Here is a 20,371-nt window from a genome sequence, read left to right as displayed (position 1 = left end):
ACTTTACGGCTCAATTTGAGCTGAAATTTGCGCTATCGTCGTTCGTTCCCGGCGAGGAGTTTTGAAAGGAAGAGCTCTATGAAAATACAGAAAATCAGCCTGGCCTGGCAAATTCTTATTGCGTTAATCCTGGGTATCGCGCTTGGCGCGGTATTGCACGATCAACCTGAAAACCGGCAATGGCTTGTCAGCAATATTCTCAGCCCTGCCGGCGATATTTTTATCCGGCTGATTAAGATGATCGTCGTGCCGATTGTTATCGCGACGCTGATTGTGGGGATTGCCGGTGTCGGTGATGCCAAGAAGTTAGGACGGCTTGGTTTTAAGACCATTATCTATTTTGAAATTGTCACCACGCTGGCCATTATATTGGGGATTACGTTAGCGAACGTGTTTCAACCGGGCGCGGGGATTGACATGTCGATCCTGACGGCTGTTGATATTTCTCAATATGAGAAAACCACCGAACATGTGCAAAATGGTTCCCATAGCCTGGTTGGCACCGTGTTGTCCTTAATCCCATCGAACATTTTTTCCGCCATGGTCAATGGGGAGATGCTACCGATCATTTTCTTCTCGGTATTGTTTGGCCTGGGGCTCTCTTCTTTGCCAAAAGAGCACCGTGAGCCGCTGCTGAAGGTGTTTCGCGGCGTTTCGGAGAGCATGTTCAAAGTTACGCACATGATCATGCGTTATGCGCCTGTCGGCGTATTTGCCCTGATTTCCGTTACGGTGGCCAATTTTGGTTTCGCCTCATTATTACCGCTGGCGAAACTGGTTGTGCTGGTCTACGTCGCAATACTGTTTTTTGCCCTGGTGGTGCTGGGCGCGATTGCCCGTGTGTGCAAACTGCGCGTTATCACGCTGATTCGCATCCTGAAAGATGAACTGATCCTCGCTTATTCCACCGCCAGCTCAGAAACGGTGTTGCCGAGCATCATTGAGAAGATGGAAGCCTACGGCGCGCCGAAATCGATCACCAGCTTTGTCGTGCCGACCGGCTATTCGTTCAATCTGGATGGTTCCACGCTTTATCAGAGTATTGCGGCGATCTTTATCGCGCAACTGTATGGCATCGAGTTGTCGATCGGGCAGGAAATCGTGCTGGTCGTGACTCTGATGCTGACCTCGAAAGGGATTGCCGGCGTGCCGGGCGTCTCCTTCGTTGTGCTGCTGGCGACGCTGGGCAGCGTGGGGATCCCGTTGGAAGGTCTGGCGTTTATCGCCGGCGTGGACCGTATTCTGGATATGGCGCGCACCGCGCTGAACGTGGTCGGCAATGCGCTGGCGGTGCTGGTGATTGCCAAATGGGAAGGGCAGTTCGACGAGAAAAAAGCGCGGCAATATGAGCGCGAGTTAAGACACGTCGGCAGCGAACCCGTGCAACAAAAGGAAGGTTTTTAAACGCCGGAGTTATATAGAGCCCCCGGGATGAGGTTGGCGTATTACGCCTCCCGGGGTGATTGTCTCGCTTCGCCTAGTGGCTGACCGAGGATGAAAAAACGTTTACCACCACAACGCCGCCGATAATCATGCCTAAACCGATGAGTGCGGGTAAATCCAGTTTCTGACCGTAGAACAACCACCCGACGGCGCCGATGAGTACAATACCGACGCCAGACCAGATAGCATAAATTATCCCTATCGGTAACGTCTTCATGGTGATGGAAAGGCACCAGAATGAGAGTCCATAACAGACAACGGTGATGATACTGGGCAACAAACGGCTAAAACCCTCCGACGCTTTCAGACAGGTCGTTGCAATCACTTCCATCACAATGGCTACGGCAAGAAAAATCATGCCTCCATTACTCATATTTTTTTACCACCATTTTGCAAAATAACCGACTTTGTTTCACTGCGGCTCAACTCGCCGGGAAACTGCGGCAGACATTCTCTCATCAACCATCCGGGCGGGCAATGTCTTCCATCTGCCCGCCGGGCGGGCTTACCGGCGCTGGAAATCCAACGTTATCAGCTGTTTCCGATTCGGTAATACCGTAATAGCTTTCGCTTTTAATGAAAAGCCGATCGCCGCCATGGCGGCAGTGGTGGTTTCTTCATTGATCTGATGATACACCTGTGAGATATCAACGAAGGCATCCTGATAGGGTGATGTGGATACAAAACCATCGTCGTTATTTTTTTGAATCACGCAGGAGACATATTGGGCTGGATGATTTTGCAACCTGGCGCAAAATACCTCTAATCCGATATATTCAATAAGCAGATTGGCGACAACTAAATCCACCGCGGGGAGCTGTGTGTCCGGCCGGGTCAGATCGAGGTTTAACAGCCTCAGCGTATCGCCCATATGGCGATAACGCTGCCGGCAGTTTTTCAGGTAGTCTTCGTTGATATCCACGCCATACGCTTTTTCAATCGACTTGCCGTCAATATGTTCCAGTCCGTTACCGCCGGCCACGCCAAGTATACATAATGTTTTTACAGGAAAATCATTGAACTGGTGGCGCATAATGTTGTTCAACGCCTGTAGCTGCCCAACGTCCGGCAGTTGCATATGTGATTCATAATCGGACAAGGAAACCTTTTGCCACGGATTCGTCATCTATTCCCCCTTGTTGTCTTCTGATAATAAGACTAATCATCATTATTTTTATTAAAAATAAATTTCACTGGGTAATTACATTGCTCTGGATTATTGCGGCTGTCGCGATTGCGAATATTATCGCCGCTTAGATCATTAAACGCCGCACGTAGGGAAAAGTCACCCTGCTATAGGTAATGGGAGCAAGATAATAAGCCGTTTATAGATCGGTCATGTGAAAGGGAATAGGCAAATGGAGAATGAGTGTAATCACTTATTTTTGGAGATAAATGATTATTAGAGGAAATGTAAGCATTCTGTTCCTAATCAAGTAAAACAAAAGACCGTCCGGTTTTCCGAACGGTCTTGTCATACAGAAGTGGTAATTAGAGGAAGCCGTACAAACCGGCAAACACCCAGCCGAATACACAGGATGTAAACACCCCGATTAAGCCCGGCAGGATGAAGCTGTGGTTAATAACAAAACGGCCGATTTTTGTTGTACCTGAGCGGTCGAACTGAATGGCGGCCAGGTCGCTTGGGTAGGTCGGCAGAATGTAGTAACCGTAACAAGCGGGCGCGGAGGCGACGATATAAGCCGGGTTGATGCCGATCGCCAATGCAATCGGCACAATAGCGGCTAAAGCGGCGGCCTGAGAGTTAACGAATTTCGACACCAGCAGCAGAATAATCGCGTAGGCCCACGGGTACTGTGATACCAGCGTACCCAGCGTGGATTTAATCTCTTCCAGATGCGCGCCGAACATGGTTTCCGCCATCCAGGCAACCCCATAAACGGCGACGATGGCGATCATACCGGAGCGGAACACCTCGTTTTTCGAGATGGAAGCCGCGTTGGTTTTGGTGGCGATAATGATGATTGCGCCAGCCAACAGCATAAACATCTGAATAACCAGCACCATGGATAAGGGCTTACCGCCGAAATGCGGACGCAATTCGGATACCGCGCCCAGAATGGCGACGGCGGCAATGGCGGTCAAAAAGATCCACATGGCGACCCAGTTGCTGCGCGGCAGTTTTTTGTCCAGCAGCGTCGCGGTATCGCCATACACATATTCCTTGTTTTCCGGAACAGAGATAAATTTCTGAAACTCCGGATCCTTATCCAAATCTTTACCGCGGAACCAGCTAAAGATACCAATGGCCAGAATACCCAACAAGGTAGACGGAATGGTAATCGACAGCAGGTCGAGGAACTCCAGGTGTTTGCCGTGGAAGGTAAAGTTAGCCAGCATCGCCACCAGCGACACAACGGCTACCGATACCGGACTGGCGATAACCCCCATCTGCGCGCCGATGGAGCTGGCGGCCATGGGTCTTTCCGGACGGATATTATTCTTGATGGCGACATCGTAAATAATCGGCAGGATGGTATAAACCACATGGCCGGTACCGCACAGGATGGTCAAGATACAGGTAACGAACGGCGCGATAATCGAAACATATCTGGGATTACGCCGCAGCAGACGCTCAGCGATCTGCAACATCACATCCAGACCGCCTGAGGCCTGAAGCGTAGCCGATGCCGCCACCACAGCGATGATGACCAGCATAACGTCAATAGGCGGTCTGCCTGGCTGGAGCTTGAATACAAATACCAGAATAACGAGCCCGATACCGCCTAATAATCCCAGAGCTATCCCACCTTTTCTTGCCCCATAAAAAAGGCAGATCAGGACAATGACTAATTGAATGATAAAATCCATTATATACCCCATTGCTCGAAGTGACGGGTTAATTAATAAAGTTGTCTTACCTTCGTCACGGGTACTATATGGGGCGTTTGCGCTTTATTTTTTTGATCTGAGTCTACTATTTTTTATCTTTCAGTATTTTATTCAAAATAGAAGAACTAGCTCTCAATAATCACTTCCCTTTGCTTTATTTAGTTTTTTAATTATGACTTTAGTTTTTTAATATGAATTGAAAATCAATGCATTATATTCAGATTGAACAGGGTTTTAAATATTAAAAATCTATCACTCCATTGTTATTTTTTTGTTGTTGGTTGGTTCTCTGTTATGACTTGCTCGGTTTTATTTTTTTGATAAATAACCTTTATTTTTTTGAGGTTAAGCATTTTTTTGTGGTTGATTTTTTTTAGTTTATTGATTTTTATTTGATTTTTTATTTTAGATGAAAGGGCTGTTTGCCGGGCGAAAATGTCAATTATCGTTTTTTTTCAATATTCCAATTAATGATAATGACCAGGTTATTTTAAGCTGTTTTTATCTAATGATGTTTTCCAAGCCGAGATTTTCTTTTTTTAAAAATGGGATTTTGAAAATAAACCGATCTGAATTGCCGGTTGCATTAGTTTAAAAATAAAATTGCTTATGTCGATTTGGCGCTAAGTTTTTATTGGCGTATAAAATCTATGAGGGAATTAGATTGGTATAAAACGAGGCATGGACAACCGGCACCGTAACTTGAAAAAATGAAAGGGGCTATTTTTTACAGGCATCGCTTAGTCATGGTTAAAATAGCTGGCGAGTCGATAGAGCATCGTTTTGATTGCGTAGGGCTGATTATTCTAATCTGTCAGGCGCGTGAATCTCCGTCTGTTATCGTTGCCCGCCGTCTGATTTCCGGCGGCAAACTGCCTTCGGCGCGGTTTGCGGCGGCGATGGACTACACTTATCTGAACATTCCTCAATCCATTGTCTATCAGGAAATCAAACATGACTAAATCCGATCCCAAAAAAGATGCCACTGTCAGCGAAGGGCTGGCGAAAATGCGTGAGGCGGCGGATAAGCTGACCGAAGAAGAGGTGGCCGCGTTGGCTGAAAAGGCGAAAAAGGCGGTGACGGACGCGAAAAAAGAGGCTGAACAGAAACGTTAGCGATACCGCACCGTCTCATGATGAACGAAAGGTCGCGTTGTTGATATTAACTGACGAGCCGCGGGTATTTTATACAGCGTAAAGTGGCCGATATTTTGCATGTGTCTTTTATAAGTGAAGAACCAGTAACGCGTAAAAAACCACTGATTTTCTGTTTATAAGGGAAGTGTTATGCACGATAAATTGCTCATAGATGGTAAACAAGTTGCGGGTCAGGGGGACGTGCTGGCGGTTTTTAATCCCGCAAATGGAGAGCAAATCGCATTGATAGCGCAGGCCGACCTACATCAGGTTGATGCCGCGGTGAAAGCCGCCGATGCGGCATTCGCGCAGTGGGGAAAAACGACGCCCAAAGATCGCGCCGCCTTATTATTAAAAATTGCCGATGTGATCGAGGAACATGCCGCGGAGTTTGCCCGACTGGAATCCCTTAACTGCGGTAAACCCTATCATGCGGTGCTGAATGACGAAATACCGGCCGTTGCCGATGTGTTCCGGTTTTTCGCCGGCGCGGCGCGTTGTCTGAGCGGTTCGGCGGCGGGCGAATACCTTGAGGGGCATACCTCAATGATCCGGCGCGATCCGGTCGGCGTGGTGGCGTCTATCGCCCCGTGGAACTACCCATTGATGATGGTGTCCTGGAAACTGGCGCCGGCGCTGGCCGCCGGTAACTGCGTAGTGCTGAAGCCGGCGGAACAAACGCCTTTGACCGCCCTTTACCTGGCCCATTTGCTGGCGGATATTCTGCCTGCCGGCGTACTGAATATCCTGTTCGGCAACGGCGCCGGCGTGGGCAACGCGCTTACCGGCCACGAAAAGGTGCGCATGGTCTCCCTGACCGGGTCGATCGCCACGGGCGTGAATATTATTTCCAACACGGCATCCAGCGTTAAACGCACGCATATGGAGCTGGGCGGTAAAGCGCCGGTCATCGTTTTTGACGACGCGGATATCGAACAAGTGGTTGACGGCATTCGTAGTTTTGGTTTTTATAACGCCGGTCAGGACTGTACCGCCGCCTGTCGCCTTTATGTCCAGCGCGGCGTTTATGATCGGGTCGTGACTGAACTGGGTAAGGCGGCGTCTACGCTGAATATGGGCGATCCGATGGATGAAAACACCGAACTGGGACCGTTGATTACCGAAGCGCAATTGGCAAGGGTCGCTGGTTTTGTCGAAAGAGCCCGCGCGCAGGCGCATATCACCGTGGTAACGGGCGGTGAGAAAAGAGAAGGAAAAGGGTATTATTTCCAGCCGACCGTGCTGGCCGGCGCCCGTCAGGAAGATGAGATCGTCCAGAAAGAGGTTTTTGGTCCGGTGGTTTCCATCACCCCGTTCGATGACGAAGAGCAGGTGATTGGTTGGGCTAATGATTCCAACTATGGGCTGGCGTCATCCGTCTGGACCAGGGATATCGGCCGTGCGCATCGTCTGGCGGCCAACTTGCAATATGGCTGCACCTGGGTGAATACCCATTTTATGCTGGTCAGTGAAATGCCGCACGGCGGACAGAAACTATCCGGCTACGGAAAAGATATGTCGATATACGGCCTGGAGGATTACACCCTTGTTCGCCATATCATGATCCGACATTAGTCCCGTCTGAGCGTACAACGCCGCATGACCTGCGTTTTCACCGCGGTAATGCGGCGTGAGTCAGTCTTCCCCGCCTGCTTATATTTCCCGCGCGCGAACGCTGCATCCTGATGGTGTGATTGCACTATTGTGGGGCGATGTGAGCTTTTGTGGTGCAAATAAAGGGTGTTTATCGGTTTATTTTCTAAAAACAAGCCCTCTATTAGCTTTTAATTCTGATGGTTAATTTTTATTTGTCTTTTTATTTCGCTTTTGTAAGCCATATCAGGTTTTAATCTTTTATTAGCTTTCGGGGCTGCTTACTGGCGTGTTATGTGCATTAATTAAACTGATATCGCGTGATATCAGTTATAAAGGAGCGCATTTTGTCCAGATCAACGTCAAACCTCAACCCGCTAGAGTGTACTCAGCAGGCATTGCATTGGATTAAAAGCGAAAACTTAACCACCGATGAGGTGGCGGCATTAAATCGCGATGTTCTAACTTCTTTTCGTGAATACGTCAATCCAGGTTTTCTTGAATACAGAAAATCCGTCACCTCCGGGGGCGAGTATGGCGCGGTTGAATGGCGCGCCAGCGGCCCGAATACGTTAGTCGATACCCAGGGAAATGAATATCTGGACTGTCTGGGCGGCTTTGGCATCTTCAGCGTTGGTCACCGCAATCCCACCGTTATCGCCGCGGTAGAGCAGCAGCTTGCCAAGCAACCGCTGCATAGTCAGGAACTTCTCGACCCGCTACGGGCCATGTTGGCTAAAACGCTGGCGGCATTAACGCCGGGCAATCTTAAATACAGTTTTTTCAGCAACAGCGGAACGGAATCGGTTGAAGCGGCGCTGAAACTGGCCAAGGCTTATCAGTCCAAACGCGGTAAATATACGTTTATCGCCGCGTCGGGCGCGTTTCACGGTAAGTCGCTCGGTGCGCTGTCCGCTACCGCCAAGGCTGAGTTTCGTCGTCCTTTCATGCCGTTGATTCCTGGTTTTCACCATGTTCCTTTTGGCGATATCAGCGCTATGAGGAAGCAGGTTCATCAATGCCAGAAGACCGGAGATGACGTTGCCGCCATCATCCTTGAACCCATTCAAGGGGAAGGCGGCGTAATTGTGCCACCGGATAATTACTTACCTGCAGTCAGAGCATTATGTGATGAGGTTGGGGCATTGCTGATTCTGGACGAAGTGCAGACCGGCATGGGGCGGACGGGCAAGATGTTTGCCTGTGAGCATTATGGCGTTCAGCCCGATATTCTTTGTCTGGCTAAAGCGTTGGGCGGCGGAGTGATGCCCATCGGCGCGACGGTGGCGACGGAAGAGGTCTTCTCCGTACTGTTTGAAAATCCGTTCCTGCACACCACAACCTTTGGCGGCAATCCGCTGGCTTGTTCGGCGGCGCTGGCGACCATCAATGTCCTGTTGACCGATAACTTACCTGAAAAAGCCGCGCAGCAAGGCGCTTTCTTGCTGAAAGGACTGAAGCAGTTGGCCGCCGGCTACCCGGAATTGATTGCCGAAGTTCGTGGTCTTGGTTTGTTGCAGGCTATCGAGTTCAAGAAAAACGAGATTGGTTATGCGTTCGCGAAAGAACTTTTCCATCGCAACATTCTGGTCGCGGGGACCCTGAATAACGCTAAATCCGTTCGCATTGAACCGCCGCTTACCATTACCCATGAACAGTGCGTTCGGGTGTTGAAAGAGGCGGGAGAAGTGTTGAAAAATTTAAAGGCGATGATGCAGGAAGAGAATAACATCAAGGAATTCGCCGTCGAATAAGATAGCGATACGGATATTCAGCCTTTTCTTATGCCATTCAAAAAGCCAGTCAGCCAGACGCCGACTGGCTTTTTGCATACAGAATCCCCTGCTTAGCTCTGTTTCTTATACATAAATCCAAGGAACCTCTAGAGGCCATGTTTATTCTGGTCTTGGGTTCATTCTTGGTTCTTTGTTTTTTTGCTTTTCGTCGGCGTAAGAAATGACGGCCTTCTGGCGCACGAAATAGCGCTGAGCTCACATATACCGTTAACAGTATATGTGACTAAGAGACCGGCTTAGCTGGAGGCCGTTATCGTTCGCCAGCGTTTTTCTTTCGCGTCGCATTCCAGTTTCCCAACTGTCAGCTATTAGCCCGTCGTCAGTCCGCTACTATCTCGGGCAAGGACTCAGGGATGGCGAGGGCGGGTATGCAAACACATGATGCGATATTTAAACAGTTTCTCGGTGATATTGATGTCGCACGGGATTTCCTGTCGATCCATTTACCGCCGGACATCAGGGAACGTTGCGATTTCGCCACATTGCGGTTGGAGCCTGCGTCATTTATTGATGACAAGCTGCGTTCAAGGGTATCGGATGTGCTCTACTCACTGCATACCTCCGCGGGGAAAGGCTATATTTATTGCCTTATTGAACACCAGAGCAGGCCGGAAAAACTCATGGCATTTCGCTTGTTGCGCTACTGCCTGGCGGCGATGCAGCAGCATCTGGAACAGGGACATAAACAATTACCGCTGGTGGTGCCGTTACTGTTTTATCACGGTAAACGCTCTCCTTATCCCTATAGTCTGCGCTGGCTGGATGGTTTTGATAATCCGCAGTTGGCCGCACAAATTTACGGCGACGCATTCCCGCTGATAGATCTGACCGTCATGCCGGATGAGGAAATTAAAACGCATCGACGCGCGGCGTTGCTGGAGTTGGTTCAGAAGCATATTCGTACCAGGGATATGCTGGAACTGGCGCGGGATATCGGGTTATTATTTGAACGCTGGCAGGTGCCGCTGGCGCAGAAACGGGCGCTGTTGTTTTATATTGCGCAGACTGGCAATACCTCCAGACCGGCAAAGTTTATCGATACCGTGACTGACGCGCTATCCGCGGATAAGGAAGAGATCATGACGATTGCACAACAGCTTGAGAAGATTGGTTTTGAGAAAGGTATCCAGCAAGGGCTGAAGCAGGGAGAAAAGCGCGGCATAGAAAAAGGCATAGAAAAAGGCATGAAAGTCAGTGCTTGCCACATCGCTCGCCAATTGCTGCAAAGCGGTATGGACAGAGAAAAAATTCAGCAGATTACCCGGCTTTCGGATGAAGAGATGGCGCAGTTATCCGGTAAGGCTCCATTCGATCCTGACATTTAATCAGGGAAACGATTTTTCCTGGCGCAGTGCGACGCCTTACCGCGATAACGTTAATGCGACTCAGGTTGCGCCAGCTTTTCCACCCTATCCAGGCGATTTTTCCACGGGTCGGCCTGTTCTATGATGTGTTCCGCGCCGTTGGCCGGAACGATCAGAATGTTGTCTTGTTTCTGGCGATAGCGCTCCCATGCCGGCAGATTGGCGCTATCCGGCCGACCGGTACGGGCAAAATTCACCCAGTACTGCTGCATTTGCCGGGCGACGGCGCGATCCTTTGCCGTGACCCGATCTCCGTAGCGCGCGGTCAGCGTATTAAACACATAAGGGATCTCGCTGGCATGCACCGCGGCCGGCCATTGCGCGCGCATACTGTCCGCGACATAGCCAAAACGATACTGCCATACCGGAATCCCGGCCTTATCCCAGATGCGGGCGACAAAACGCGCAGGCTCAACCATCAGCGTATCGCTGGCAATCGCCTGAGCGACCGCCTGAGGCGTCATGTCCCGATAAGCCAGCCTGGCTTGTCGGCGATCGGCTGCGGCAAAAACCGCCACCGCCTCATCCAGGGTTTCCACCCTGGGAGGAAAGCCGACATCGGCGTCGGTTGCGCCAATTATCAGCGGTACGCGCTGAAATGCCCCCTGGCGATAAAGATCCTGTGGTTCGCCGCCGATCAGTTTGCCGTCGATCATCGGGCCGGAGTAATCCGCTGACGTCATCGTCGCCATATTCAGGCCGTTGACCACCTTGTCCGCCGGAATGCTGCGTAACGCCGCCAGCGCGTGTTCTTTTTCCCCGCGGATGCCATTGGCTTGCGCAAACGCCAGCCCGGCTTGCTCCGCTTTGGCCCAGTCTTGAGCGATCGTCAGATTATGTCTGCCGCCGCCCGATTGAATAATAGCCTTGTGAAACAGCCCTTGCGCCAAATCGGTGGTGAGCAGCGAATGGATGGCGAACCCGCCGGCGGATTCACCGAACAGCGTGATGTTTTGCGCATCCCCCTTAAATTGAGCGATATTTTTTTGCACCCATTTCAGCGCCGCAATCTGATCCATCAGGCCGTAATTGCCGCGCAGCGGCTGGTCGGCCAAGGCGGGATGGGCGAAGAAACCAAAACGGCCGACGCGATAGTTGAAGCTGACGAATACCACGCCCTGTCGTGCAAACGCTTCACCGGCATAGACGCTGGGTGATGAACCGCCGTTGACGAAACCGCCGCCATAGATCCACACCATCACCGGCAGTGGTCCATGCGCGTTGACGGGGCGCCACACGTTAACCGTCAGGCAATCCTCGCTGAATCCGACGCCAAGCGGAGCGGCATCGCCGGGAAAAGGCTCCTGCATGCAATCTTTACCGTATGCGCTCGCCGGACGCACGTCCGTCCAGCGCGCAACCGGCTGCGGCGGTTGCCAGCGTAGTTCGCCGACCGGCGGCGCGGCAAAGGGAATGCCTTTGAAAGCATCGACGCCCTGCGTGGTGGTGCCGATGATACGCCCGCTATCCAGCGTAACTTCGGGCCCGCCGGCAAGAGCGGCATGGCAGAGCGAAGAGATAATCATCAGCCCGATCGCGAGCGTTTTATTCATCGATGTTTGTCCTTTTTTAGCCCCAAAAATTTGTCAGACAGGTTCGTCTTTATTTATTCGGTCGGTCATTCCCGGTCAATCTACTTATAGGGCGCATGTCCGGAGGTGACAATATTGAGGGACTGGATATGTGAGTCAGCTTTCATTCTTCCGTTTACCACAGGAATGGCGCTATGTCCTTTGAAATCATTGGATTTAACGTTCAACGCCAGCGCCGTGAAGCGTTTCGGGGCGGGCGAGTGCGGGAATAAACGGTCGTCGCTTTGCGGCAAAATTTTTCCGGGCAGTAATAATCAGGTAGTAGGACGCAGCGTCATTTTTCATGACTGAGGGTTATCAGGCAAAACCGATTGCAGTAATAGTTCGTGCATACTCGTACAATTGGACTATATTGTTCATCGATATTTCTACCGAGTTCTGCCGCAGACAGGCAACTGCCAGCCCAGGATTAGTTTAACTAATTAAGGATGTTATATGGCACGTACAACCCCCATTGAACGCTATCGCAATATCGGCATTTCCGCCCATATCGATGCCGGTAAAACCACCACCACGGAACGTATTCTGTTTTATACCGGGGTCAGTCACAAAATGGGCGAAGTCCACGATGGCGCGGCGACCACCGACTGGATGGCGCAGGAGCAGGAACGCGGCATTACCATTACGTCGGCGGCGGTGACCTGTTTCTGGCAGGGGATGGATCGCCGTTATCCTCAGCATCGGATCAATATTATCGACACGCCCGGACACGTGGATTTCACGATTGAAGTGGAACGATCCATGCGTGTGCTGGATGGCGCGGTGATGGTGTATGACTCTGTCGGCGGCGTACAGCCCCAGTCGGAGACGGTGTGGCGCCAGGCCAACAAATATCATGTGCCGCGTCTGGCGTTCGTCAACAAAATGGACCGCCCCGGCGCCAACTATTTCCGTGTTTATCAGATGATGATTGACCGGCTGAAAGCCAATCCGGTGCCGATCGTTATTCCCATTGGCAGCGAAGAGCATTTTATTGGCGTGGTCGACCTGATCAAGATGCGCGCCATCATTTGGGACGAAGCTTCCCAAGGCATGACCTTTAGCTATGAGGCGATCCCGCATGACCTGTTGCCGACGGCGCAGGAATGGCGGGAGAAAATGGTCACGGCGGCGGCGGAGGCGTCTGACGAATTGATGACCAAGTATCTGGAGGGTGCGGCGTTGAGCGAAGAGGAAATCACGCTTGGTCTGCGCATCCGCACCATTGCCGGTGAAATTCAGCCGATGCTGTGCGGCAGCGCGTTTAAAAATAAAGGGGTGCAGCGCATGCTGGACGCCATTATTGAGCTGATGCCGTCGCCGCTGGATATTCCGCCGGTCAGCGGGACTGATGAAAAAGGCAACGTGGCGGTGCGTCATGCCGACGACAACGATAAGTTCGCGGCGCTGGCGTTCAAGCTGATGACCGATCCCTATGTCGGCCAACTGACGTTTATCCGGGTCTATTCGGGCGTGCTGAAAAAAGGCGACAGCGTGTATAACCCGGTAAGGGGCAAGAAAGAGCGCATCGGACGTATCGTCCAGATGCATGCCAATGCCCGTCATGAGGTGGATGAAATCCGAGCCGGGGACATTGCCGCCTGCGTCGGTCTGAAGGAGGTGACCACCGGGGAAACCCTGTGCGATCCGGATGCGATACTGACGCTGGAACGCATGGAATTCCCTGAGCCGGTGATTTCGCTGGCGATAGAGCCGAAAACCAAAGCCGATCAGGAAAAAATGGGGATTGCGCTGCAACGACTGGCGTCGGAAGATCCCTCATTCCGCCTGAAAACCGACGAGGAATCCGGTCAGACCATCATTTCCGGCATGGGGGAACTGCATCTGGAGATCATCGTCGATCGCATGAGGCGTGAGTTCGGGGTGGACGCCAATATCGGCAGGCCGCAGGTGACCTACCGCGAAACGATACGCAGCAAAGTGACGGATGTGGAAGGGAAGTTTGTCCGGCAGTCCGGCGGTAAAGGTCAGTACGGGCATGTGGTGCTGACGGTGGAGCCGCAGGAAGCGGGCAAGGGTTTTGTGTTTGAGGATGCGACCAAGGGCGGGGTGGTGCCGCGAGAATTTATTCCGTCGGTGGAAAAGGGCGTCCGTGAAGCGATGATGACCGGCGTTCTGGCGGGGTATCCGATTGTCGACGTCAAAGTTACGCTGACGTTCGGTTCTTACCATGAAGTGGACTCTTCGGAAATGGCGTTCAAGATGGCGGCGATTTTCGGTTTCCGCGAGGCGGTCAAACGCGCCAATCCGGTGATCCTGGAGCCGGTCATGAAGGTTGAGGTTGAAACGCCGGAAGAGTACGCCGGCAGCGTCATGGGCGACCTATCGTCTCGCCGCGGTCTGGTGCAGGGGATGGAAGAGATGATCACCGGACGGATTATCCGCGCCGAGGTGCCGCTATCTGAAATGTTCGGCTATTCCACCGCGCTGCGCTCGATGTCGCAGGGGCGCGCCACCTACACCATGGAGTTTAAACACTATGTGGAAGCGCCGCGCAATGTGACGGAGGAAATTATTGCGGCCCGTCGTTCACGTTAACAGAGCATATTACCGGTAGCGTGCAAACCTGTCACAGCTTGATCGATAGTCCCCCGGTTCCCATGGAGAAAGCTTTCTCTGTGGGAATATCGCTTATCTATAAACATATACCAGGCATCTGACAAGGGATGACTACCAGCAGATTTGATATTGAAAAATATGGTAATATTCTTCTTTTATTATTATCGGTAGGTATTATGATGATGCGTTAATCACTCCAATAATAACTATGAGTGGTGAATTTTTCAGTGAAAAATAATCATTTCGATAAGATGAGTAAAGGTTTGTCTTATCTCTTTAGAATATGGAATTGACATATTGCTATTTTTGAATTAAAAGTATCGATTCATTACGATATTTTTTACAGTGTATTTTTTTATGTTCATGTCGCAAGGATGCGTCCTATGTTTATATATTAAATTTCAAATTAATATCATGCTAATGATAGTGTTTTAAATTGATATCAAAATTAATTAATCGATATCTAATTATTTGTAGTGATAATACTTACAGAAAACATTGGCATCAGTGAGTCTATTGCGAAAAAGCCGTATGTGATGATGCGAATACTGGGTAGATAAAATTGGGTGAGTAAAACAGTCTTAATAAGATAGCTCCAATTTATTTTTAAGGAGGAATTTATGGATAGTGAATACGGGTATCGTATTTTATGGAGGCGTTTTCCATGAATAGGTTGGACTATAAAAATATTTCATCTTCTGTTGGTATGGCGCGGGTAGTTCGGTTCGGTAAACTGGTAGTAACTTTCTTCAGTAAGAAAGGTCGTGTGTTTATTTTGCTAGTTTCATTACTTTCTTTATCAACAGGCATCATCCCCTTGTATTATTCCTGGATAGCACAGATGCCGAAATTAGAAGATGTTTATTATAGCAGCGGTGCATTAGTTGTTAAGAAATTGGCAAAAGGAGATAGACAGATTGGGTTGAAGAACAATGGGACTATTGAATATTTTTCATGTGCGTCTTCTGTAGCAAGTAGACATTCTGGTTGTGGCATAAAAAATGAATTACTAAATGACTGGGCGGGTAAAAATGCAGAGATTGGCTGGTTCAATCAGCCTGTATACCTTTTTTACTCACAACGTAAACTTATATGGTTACGCATTGATGGTGATGAAAAAATAAGTCTTTCTAAAAGTGAAAAGTTAATGCTGATTGACGGAAGTGATGCGCCGATATTTATTTTTTTTCACGTTTTATTTCTCATTTTTCTAATCGTTTCATGTGAAATTTTTTATACAAAAGGAAATTTTTATTTAAATAAGTGATCTGTTAAAAGAGGGGGTGAGGGTTAAATGATATTTTTGTTTTGTGTTTAAGGGTAATTATCCCAATATTTTAATTGGAGGGTGTAAATACAGGCCAGTAATGAATGTGGTTGGTTTTAATTTTATATGTGGTGAGCTTGCGTGCGGGATTTATTTTATAGCTGAAAATATAAGGAAATTCATCATGAGTAAAACTAAAGTGTTACTGGATTCCGGCTTCGGAAATGTACTGTCCTACGTCAGTGCACATACCAGCACTGCACCAGTGATCGATAATGCCGTTGAAGGAAAAAAAGTAGATGCTGCTGTAAGTGTGGCACAGACATCGGGGTCGGTGGTGGAGATGTTGGGCAAACAATTGCCGACTATCTCGATAGGAGGAAAAATATATCCCATTGGTGGAGTGGGGCTGTCTGGAATAGGTTTGATGAACGATATTATTAATATGAGGACACAATATAATAAAGATGGTTCCATACCCACCAGTTCAGTCTATTCCGCGTTAAGTAATATTTCCACTGCGGCCAGCGCGTTAACGTTGGCGAAGGCGGCGGGAGTCGCTGCCGTTGGGGGGGCCGCTGCTCCATTGTTGGGGGTTGCGGCAGCGTTGACGGTGGCTGGCGCGGCATTGACGATCGCTTCTGTCGCGGCTGACTCGTCTATAGATCTATCGGGCATGATGGACAGCCTACGGGAAAGTTTCCAGTCATTCAGTGAACTGTTTGGCAGCGCCTATAACGAGGCGGTAGAGAGCATGTTGGATAAATTAAGTAAGGATGCTGGTGAAGGGGATGAGGGGGAGGCAATCCCCGGGGCGGGCGATATTCCTTTACCTGGGGAGGATGATCCCAATGCGCCAAGTAAATCGGCCAATCCAGAAAGGGGAGCTGAGGGTGGTGTACCTGGTAAAGCAGGTGAAGGGGTGGGAAATGCGGAGAATACGTCCAGTCCATTGATTTTTGATCTCGATGGCGACGGGGTTGAGACGTCCGATAACGGAGTCTTTTTTGATCATGACGGTAATGGTTTTGCTGAATTTTCCGGCTGGGTGGGAAAGGATGACGGGCTACTGGTGCTGGATAAAAACGCCAACGGCCAGATAGATGATGGCAATGAATTGTTCGGCAACAACAGCGTTACGGATACCGGAAAAAACGCCACTAACGGTTTTACGGCGCTGGCGGAATATGATCATAACGACGATGGTGTTATCGATTCGCAAGATGCAGTGTTTGAAACGCTACAGGTTTGGCGAGATGTAAATGGCGATGGCGTTACCGATTCTGGCGAATTGCTTTCGCTTGGCGAGGCGGGCGTAAAATCGATCAATCTGGCATACAGCAATATCAAGAATACGGACGAACAAGGGAACCAACACTTACAACAGGGAGGCTATACCCGCACGGACGGTAGTGTAGCTAATGTGGTGGATGTGTGGTTCAAGGTGAATTTTGTACGTACGCTGGATAAAAATGAAGTTGAAGTATCGGAAGCGATAGCCCAACTGCCGGATGTGGTTGGCGCGGGGAATATGAGCGATTTGCGGCAGGCTATGGCGCGTAGCACGGATGGAAATTTGCAGCAGTTGGTTGAGCAATTCGTGCAAATGGACGATCGTGAGGGACGCTATAAGCTGGCGGATGAAATCTTGCGCGTCTGGAGCGGAGCGAATAACTACGCAACCGATAGCCGTGGCAGATATATTGATGGACAAAAGTTATATGCGTTGGAAGCATTTGTAGGTAAAGCATTCAGTCAGTATGGTAACCCCAATCCTATGTCGAATGCGGCAGAGAAATTAGAATCGACGTACAAATTAGTGCTGGATAGCGTATATGGCCAATTGATGCTGCAATCTCATTTATCTGATGTGATGGATAATCTGAAAGTTGGCGTCGAGAACCAGCGCATAGTATGGGATGTCTCGGAGCTTATTTCAGCTTTACGGACGGATTATAGTGAAGAGCCGCAAAAGGCTATCGACACTCTCGCGGAATTGGGACGGTCCCTGAAAGGCGTTGATAGCGAATATTCGCTGGCGGTGCTGGATGCATTGCAAGGCAATGGCAATCGTGCCGGGGATGATATTGATGTTGTTCTGAACGCGCTTGCCGAACAGTTGGAATTAAATATCGGTGGATATGCTGATGATACGCTGTCTGCGACAGACAATACTGCGCGGGCGCTATATGGGTTATCTGGAAACGATAAATTGTATGGTGCAAAAGGCGGAGATAGTCTGCACGGCGGCAAGGGAGGTGACTACCTGAACGGGGGGGACGGCAATGACCGCTATCACTATGCCCGGGGCGACGGCCACGACACCATTGAAGAGAAGGACGCCTGGTCGGGCAAAGATGACCGGCTGCTGCTGGAAAACATCAACGCCGATCGGGTGAGCCTGACGCGCGACGGCAATGACGTGATCCTGCATATTGCGGCGAGTGCGGCAGATGCAGGCGACGACGGCTCGGTGCGGCTGAAGGCGCAGTATGACGCGTACTATGAGCGCGGGGTGGAGAATGTGGCGTTTGCCGACGGCACGATCTGGACGGCGCAGACGCTGCGGGAACTGGCGATTGCGTCGATGCAGACGGCGGGCGACGATCGGGTGATCGGCTCTAACGTGGCGGATGCGCTGCGCGGCGGCACGGGGGATGATTATCTGAACGGCGGGGACGGCAATGACCGCTATCACTATGCCCGGGGCGATGGCCACGACACCATTGAAGAGAAGGGCGCCTGGTCGGGCAAAGATGACCGGCTGCTGCTGGAAGACATCAACGCCGATCGGGTGAGCCTGACGCGCGACGGCAATGACGTGATCCTGCATATTGCGGCGAGTGCGGCAGATGCAGGCGACGGCGGCTCGGTGCGGCTGAAGGCGCAGTATGACGCGTACTATGAGCGCGGGGTGGAGAATGTGGCGTTTGCCGACGGCGCGATCTGGACGGCGCAGACGCTGCGGGAACTGGCGATTGCGTCGATGCAGACGGCGGGCGACGATCGGGTGATCGGCTCTAACGTGGCGGATGGGCTGCGCGGCGGCGCGGGGGACGATTATCTGAACGGCGGGGACGGCAATGACCGCTATCACTATGCCCGGGGCGACGGCCACGACACCATTGAAGAGAAGGGCGCCTGGTCGGGCAAAGATGACCGGCTGCTGCTGGAAGACATCAACGCCGATCGGGTGAGCCTGACGCGCGACGGCAATGACGTGATCCTGCATATTGCGGCGAGTGCGGCAGATGCAGGCGACGACGGCTCGGTGCGGCTGAAGGCGCAGTATGACGCGTACTATGAGCGCGGGGTGGAGAATGTGGCGTTTGCCGACGGCGCGATCTGGACGGCGCAGACGCTGCGGGAACTGGCGATCGCGTCGATGCAGACGGCGGGTGACGATCGGGTGATCGGCTCTAACGTGGCGGATGGGCTGCGCGGCGGCGCGGGGGACGATTACCTGAACGGCGGGGACGGCAATGACCGCTATTATTATGCCCGGGGCGACGGCCACGACACCATTGAAGAGAAGGGCGGTTGGTCGGGCAAAAATGATCGGCTGGTGCTGGACGGTATCAATGCCGACCAGGTAAACCTGACGCGTGACGGCAATGACGTGATTTTACATATTGCGGAGAGCGCCGAGGGGGCGGACGATGGTGGCTCGGTGCGGCTGAAAGCACAATATGACGCGAACTATGAGCGCGGGGTGGAAAACGTGGCGTTTGCCGACGGCGCGATCTGGACGGCGCAGACGCTGCGGGAACTGGCGATCGCGTCGATGCAGACGGCGGGCGACGATCGGGTGATCGGCTCGAACGTGGCGGATACGCTACGCGGCGGCGCGGGGGACGATTACCTGAACGGCGGGGACGGCAATGATCGCTATCACTATGCCCGGGGCGACGGCGACGATACCATCGAGGAAGGCACCTGGGAGGGCAAGGACGACAGACTGTCGCTGGACGGTATCAACGCCGACCAGGTAAGCCTGACGCGTGACGGCAATGACGTGATCCTGCATATTGCGGCGAGTGCGGCAGATGCAGGCGACGGCGGCTCGGTGCGGCTGAAGGCGCAGTACGACGCGTACTATGAGCGCGGGGTGGAAAATGTGGCGTTTGCCGACGGCACGATCTGGACGGCGCAGACGCTGCGGGAACTGGCGATTGCGTCGATGCAGACGGCGGGCGACGATCGGGTGATCGGCTCGAACGTGGCGGATGGGCTGCGCGGCGGCGCGGGGGATGATTATCTGAACGGCGGGGATGGCAATGACCGCTATCACTATGCCCGGGGCGACGGCCACGACACCATCGAGGAAGGCACCTGGGAGGGCAAGGACGACAGACTGTCGCTGGACGGTATCAACGCCGACCAGGTGAGCCTGACGCGCGACGGCAATGACGTGATCCTGCATATCGCGGCGAGTGCGGCAGATGCAGGCGACGGCGGCTCGGTGCGGCTGAAGGCGCAGTACGACGCGTACTATGAGCGCGGGGTGGAAAACGTGGCGTTTGCCGACGGCACGATCTGGACGGCGCAGACGCTGCGGGAACTGGCGATTGCGTCGATGCAGACGGCGGGCGACGATCGGGTGATCGGCTCTAACGTGGCGGATGGGCTGCGCGGCGGCGCGGGGGACGATTATCTGAACGGCGGGGACGGCAATGACCGCTATCACTATGCCCGGGGCGACGGCCACGACACCATTGAAGAGAAGGGCGCCTGGTCGGGCAAAGATGACCGGCTGCTGCTGGAAGA

At 51.7% G+C, this 20,371-nt stretch carries 13 protein-coding genes; 9 read left to right on the top strand and 4 right to left on the bottom strand.

What is annotated here, in order from left to right; genetic code table 11:
* Nucleotides 1-78 precede the first annotated feature (78 nt).
* Nucleotides 79-1,404 (top strand): glutamate/aspartate:proton symporter GltP, encoded by a 1,326-nt coding sequence (gene gltP / locus ABRZ28_RS22150; protein ID WP_319603920.1) that lies wholly within the window; start codon nucleotides 79-81, stop codon nucleotides 1,402-1,404.
* Nucleotides 1,405-1,477: 73 nt separating this feature from the next.
* On the opposite strand, the gene ABRZ28_RS22145 is transcribed toward gltP, so the two are convergent.
* The 3 genes from ABRZ28_RS22145 to ABRZ28_RS22135 all read right to left on the bottom strand — a co-directional run bounded on the left by ABRZ28_RS22145 (nucleotide 1,478) and on the right by ABRZ28_RS22135 (nucleotide 4,275).
* A complete protein-coding gene (locus tag ABRZ28_RS22145) occupies nucleotides 1,478-1,801 on the bottom strand; it encodes a DMT family transporter (protein WP_413556137.1) in 324 nt (107 codons plus the stop codon).
* Nucleotides 1,802-1,948: 147 nt separating this feature from the next.
* Nucleotides 1,949-2,569, bottom strand: a complete 621-nt coding sequence (locus ABRZ28_RS22140) for a class I SAM-dependent methyltransferase (RefSeq protein ID WP_330521581.1) — start codon at nucleotides 2,567-2,569, stop codon at nucleotides 1,949-1,951.
* 365 nt (nucleotides 2,570-2,934) lie between these two features.
* Nucleotides 2,935-4,275, bottom strand: coding sequence for an anaerobic C4-dicarboxylate transporter (locus tag ABRZ28_RS22135; protein ID WP_319603923.1), 1,341 nt, complete (start codon nucleotides 4,273-4,275; stop codon nucleotides 2,935-2,937).
* A 767-nt stretch (nucleotides 4,276-5,042) separates the two neighbouring features.
* Between ABRZ28_RS22135 and ABRZ28_RS22130 the strand changes: the two genes are divergently transcribed.
* The 5 genes from ABRZ28_RS22130 (at nucleotide 5,043) to ABRZ28_RS22110 (ending at nucleotide 10,147) form a co-directional block, all read left to right on the top strand.
* Nucleotides 5,043-5,258 (top strand): hypothetical protein, encoded by a 216-nt coding sequence (locus tag ABRZ28_RS22130; protein WP_330521579.1) that lies wholly within the window; start codon nucleotides 5,043-5,045, stop codon nucleotides 5,256-5,258.
* Nucleotides 5,251-5,412: a hypothetical protein gene (locus ABRZ28_RS22125; RefSeq protein ID WP_330521578.1), complete on the top strand. Its 162-nt coding sequence runs from the start codon at nucleotides 5,251-5,253 to the stop codon at nucleotides 5,410-5,412. The genes ABRZ28_RS22130 and ABRZ28_RS22125 overlap by 8 nt, the downstream gene beginning before the upstream one ends.
* Before the next feature lie 171 nt (nucleotides 5,413-5,583).
* Nucleotides 5,584-7,008 (top strand): aminobutyraldehyde dehydrogenase, encoded by a 1,425-nt coding sequence (gene patD, locus ABRZ28_RS22120; protein ID WP_330521576.1) that lies wholly within the window; start codon nucleotides 5,584-5,586, stop codon nucleotides 7,006-7,008.
* Between the two features lie 365 nt (nucleotides 7,009-7,373).
* A complete protein-coding gene (gene ygjG / locus ABRZ28_RS22115) occupies nucleotides 7,374-8,780 on the top strand; it encodes a putrescine aminotransferase (protein ID WP_319603926.1) in 1,407 nt (468 codons plus the stop codon).
* 395 nt (nucleotides 8,781-9,175) lie between these two features.
* Nucleotides 9,176-10,147, top strand: coding sequence for an Rpn family recombination-promoting nuclease/putative transposase (locus ABRZ28_RS22110; RefSeq protein WP_442878741.1), 972 nt, complete (start codon nucleotides 9,176-9,178; stop codon nucleotides 10,145-10,147).
* A gap of 50 nt (nucleotides 10,148-10,197) precedes the next feature.
* On the opposite strand, the gene ABRZ28_RS22105 is transcribed toward ABRZ28_RS22110, so the two are convergent.
* On the bottom strand, nucleotides 10,198-11,739 hold the full coding sequence (locus ABRZ28_RS22105; RefSeq protein WP_330521574.1) for a carboxylesterase/lipase family protein: 1,542 nt from the start codon (nucleotides 11,737-11,739) through the stop codon (nucleotides 10,198-10,200).
* A gap of 474 nt (nucleotides 11,740-12,213) precedes the next feature.
* On the opposite strand from ABRZ28_RS22105, the gene fusA reads away from it, so the two are divergent.
* The 3 genes from fusA to ABRZ28_RS22090 all read left to right on the top strand — a co-directional run.
* Nucleotides 12,214-14,316, top strand: a complete 2,103-nt coding sequence (fusA, locus tag ABRZ28_RS22100; protein ID WP_319603929.1) for an elongation factor G — start codon at nucleotides 12,214-12,216, stop codon at nucleotides 14,314-14,316.
* 685 nt (nucleotides 14,317-15,001) lie between these two features.
* Entirely contained in the window at nucleotides 15,002-15,604 is a 603-nt protein-coding gene (locus tag ABRZ28_RS22095; protein WP_330521573.1) for a hypothetical protein, read from the top strand.
* Between the two features lie 184 nt (nucleotides 15,605-15,788).
* A partial coding sequence (locus ABRZ28_RS22090) for an SPM autocatalytic domain-containing protein (protein ID WP_330521572.1) occupies nucleotides 15,789-20,371 on the top strand: 4,583 nt, incomplete at its 3' end.

Source organism: Brenneria sp. g21c3 (assembly GCF_040240345.1).
Taxonomy (GTDB): Bacteria; Pseudomonadota; Gammaproteobacteria; order Enterobacterales; family Enterobacteriaceae; genus Brenneria.
This window is presented reverse-complemented; position numbering and strand designations above follow the sequence as displayed.